Here is a 3,618-nt window from a genome sequence, read left to right as displayed (position 1 = left end):
TTTTGAATAGGTTCAGTTTCTTTATCGCGTAATAATTTAAGTGATTCCATCATATACATTTCATATGACAAGTGGTCAGCAATATGTTTAAGAACATGGTTTTTAGTAACCAAATACGATAATGGTGGTTGCGGAACATAAGGTTCTTTTTCCCCTTTTTCTTCGTTATTCATAGTATTTAAATCATCATTTATAGACTGAGGTTGTTGTTGGGGTATAGGAGCAGGTGCAACGCGTCCTAATTTAATTCGTACAAATTCACTATATTTATCATTTACTCTTTCTAATCCGATATGTTGAATAATATCATGATTACGTACCATTCGTTTTTGGATAAAATTATGGTATCGTTCATCAGCATATGATTTAACGATATGTGGTAACAAGATAGTTTTAATAAATTTGGCTGTTTTATCTTCGATCATCGGCACTTCTGTCATATTATGGAAATAATACATCATTAATTGGAAAAATCGACTATTACGTAAGTCTTTAGTCATAAAATCTTTAACATATTCCAGTCCGTTAAAAATTTTATAATGTTCCAAAGGTGGTGTTCCATTATCAATAACATTTATATGATGTGGAGATTCTACATTAGAAAACAATAGAACGAACAAATTAGGAACTAATTCTTCTACTGTACATACACCATTTGCACATTCGTCTAACATATCAACGATTTCAGGCAAATGTAATTTTAGCGCTTCGTCTTTAAACAATTCAACAGGCATAATTCCCATCTCCATGATGACTCGTGTTTCGATACTATCAAATGAATCTTCAACTACAATAGGTACATTATCTATCGCCATATTGGTGGCTTCTTTTACGTTACGTGTTTTTATGGCATGGTTAGGACGAGCCGGAATACCTAATTCCTCAAGAGTAATAATAACGGGTTTACCTTCGATAGGTTCTCCAAACATTCCTTCAATTTCTTCTTTTGTGCGCTCGATAGGTTCACATGCTTTTTCACGATGTTTTAAATATAATGCTTTCGTACGCATTTTTTCTCCGCATTCTATACACCTAAAATTGCACGGTATTTTATTATCCAAATGAGTTTTATAAACTTTTACATTATTAAATATTCTTTTACAAGCATTGCACGCATACATTTTATGATAATATGTGTTATGATATTAAATCTTTTTCTTTTTATATTTTTTTACGCACCGACTACAAAAAAAATAACGTAGGGTCGTAAAAAAATGGATAAAAACATCATACGATTAATAATACAAATAATAATACGATTAGCACGCCGAAATTGTTTAAATAAATATAAAAATGAATATAAACTATCTGGTTCAGGTTTTACATATATGATGAATAACTGCAATTTTATGTTTAATTATCGAGACTACGATGTAATTAAACTAAATCCAACCCAATATTATTTACATAATATACATATGACTACAAGAATTCCGCTACCTAAAAATTACTAGAAAAAAGGGTCATCTTGATGGATAAGAACATCATACGATTAATTAAACAATTAGTTCACATACATTGTTTGAAAAAATGTAATATATTTTATCACGATTATTTTATATCAACACGATATCCGTGTGAGGTGTATTACTATTTACGATGTTTTATGTTTAATTATCGCGTATTTCCCATAATAAGTGCTAATAACATTTGTAATTACAAGTATGATTCTGTAGCTGTTGTTTTGTTACCTAAAAATTACTAAAAATTGGTAAGAAATTGGTAAGAAATTGGTAAGAAATAAGATAAAAAAGAGGGTTGTCTTGATGGATAAGAACATCATACGATTAATTAAACGATTAGTTCACATACATTGTTTAAAAAAATGTAATAAATCATATTACGATCAATTTATTTCTTCTCATTATCCAAACAAAGTATATGATTCTGCACGATGTTTTATTTTTAATTACCGCATATTGCCAGCGCGAAGTGGAGTGCAGTATATATGTAATTATAAAAATGATTCCATATATGTTCTATTACCAAAACATTATTAGAGGGTCATCTTGATGGATAAAAACATCGTACTAGTAATAAAACGATTAGTCTATCGATATCGTTATAAAAATTGTAATCAGGAATACTCCAGGGATTTCGAGCTTTGTCTGTTCCATCATGGATATTCGCTTCTAAATAAAGAGAGTGATGATTATTATAATTATCGTAATGTAGGGACTACGTGGGTGTGGTATAATCGTATAATATGGAATCCAAAGAAGATCGAAGCGTGCGCTACGTTGCCCAATAACTACTAAAAAAATAACTAATTACGATAACTAACTAGAAATCCGTCTTATGATGTATTCACAACATCCTTGCATTGTAAAATATTTATCGTATAACCCTTTGATATTATTTTGATATTGTGTAATTTCTGCGTCGGTTTTTTGTTTTAATACGTTATAAATGTTTGAAATTTCGTCAGGTTTGATTAAAATACCTATTTCGTTGTAATTGAGTTCATCGTTATAAAATAAACTAAATACATCTGAAATATATATAGGAATTGTTCCAAATTGTATAGCTTCGATAATTCTAAAAGAAGTATTTCCAAAACCTCTCGGACACAGCGCAAATTTACTTCGTGTCATTAAATCTTTAAATGATTTTTGATCCGTAGGATTTTTATAACAACCATTTTTTACGATTATCGTACTACTATTAGTATTTAATAACTTATTGCGCAGCGGATGCACATGTATATCGCCAATGAATGAAGCTAAAATATCGCGATTATCGTTCTCAGCAGTAGTAAAATGTTCCGATGAAAATAATGGAATTATAATATGGTTATTAGTCGGAATTATAATAGGTTTAGCTTTACGGTTTCGTTTCGATTTTACTAATAACGGTTTTTCAAGAATTGCATTTGGGTTACTTGTTGTAAAAATTAACCAATTACTGGGTAAATATATACCTAATGCTTTTTCGATACCTTTACAGTGTTGAACAACGGTCCAACATTTACGGGTAGGGTTTTTTTTACAAAATCCTCGTATCCACTCTTTTAAATCTGTTATGCGTTTCGTATTTCCTTCCACTGCAATTGCAGTCCATGTTATCGGAAGATATTCATATTCTGAATAGATTGTTTTTTTTTGACTAAAATATTCATACATATAAGATTCAATTTGATTACCCTTTTGGTGAGGAGGATAAACAGAATGATTTTTGTTTAAACAAACTCCATTAATATCAATAATAAAACGTTCAGGCACATTTATTATATTCATTTGTTTTAACCACATTCCATATTCGGTCATTTTTAAAATTTTGTTTTCGATTCCTGCAATGTAATTAAAGTGTAATAAATCAATCGATTGTTCTTTTATTAATTTATTTACTACATCGATTGTATAATTTAGTCGCCATTTTAGACCATTCGGAAAACGATCTGGGTCTAAAATACCAACCTGTTTAAAAAGACGGGGATACCTGGTATTGAAAAAATTTATTATATAATGTTCATCATCTGTTCCACATCCTTTCCATTCACTCGGATTAAACAATTGCAAATTTATGTCGTTATTGGGAACGAACATTACGCCACTACAAAACGGTTTACCTTTTTGAATTAATAATCGATAACTCGGATTTGCTTTTAACTCTTCTTTA

General features: G+C 29.9%; 2 protein-coding genes. Both read right to left on the bottom strand.

From position 1 onward, the window contains the following. On the bottom strand, positions 1–1,010 hold a 1,010-nt coding region (locus ACH2BG_RS06140), incomplete at its 3' end, for a hypothetical protein (RefSeq protein WP_395046837.1). A 1,269-nt stretch (positions 1,011–2,279) separates the two neighbouring features. Beyond that, positions 2,280–3,618, bottom strand: a 1,339-nt coding sequence (locus ACH2BG_RS06135; RefSeq protein WP_395046836.1) for an exostosin family protein, incomplete at its 5' end; no start/stop codon positions are given.

Origin of the sequence: Flavobacterium sp., from assembly GCF_043779715.1 — a bacterium.
GTDB lineage: Bacteria > Bacteroidota > Bacteroidia > Flavobacteriales > Flavobacteriaceae > Flavobacterium.
This window is presented reverse-complemented; position numbering and strand designations above follow the sequence as displayed.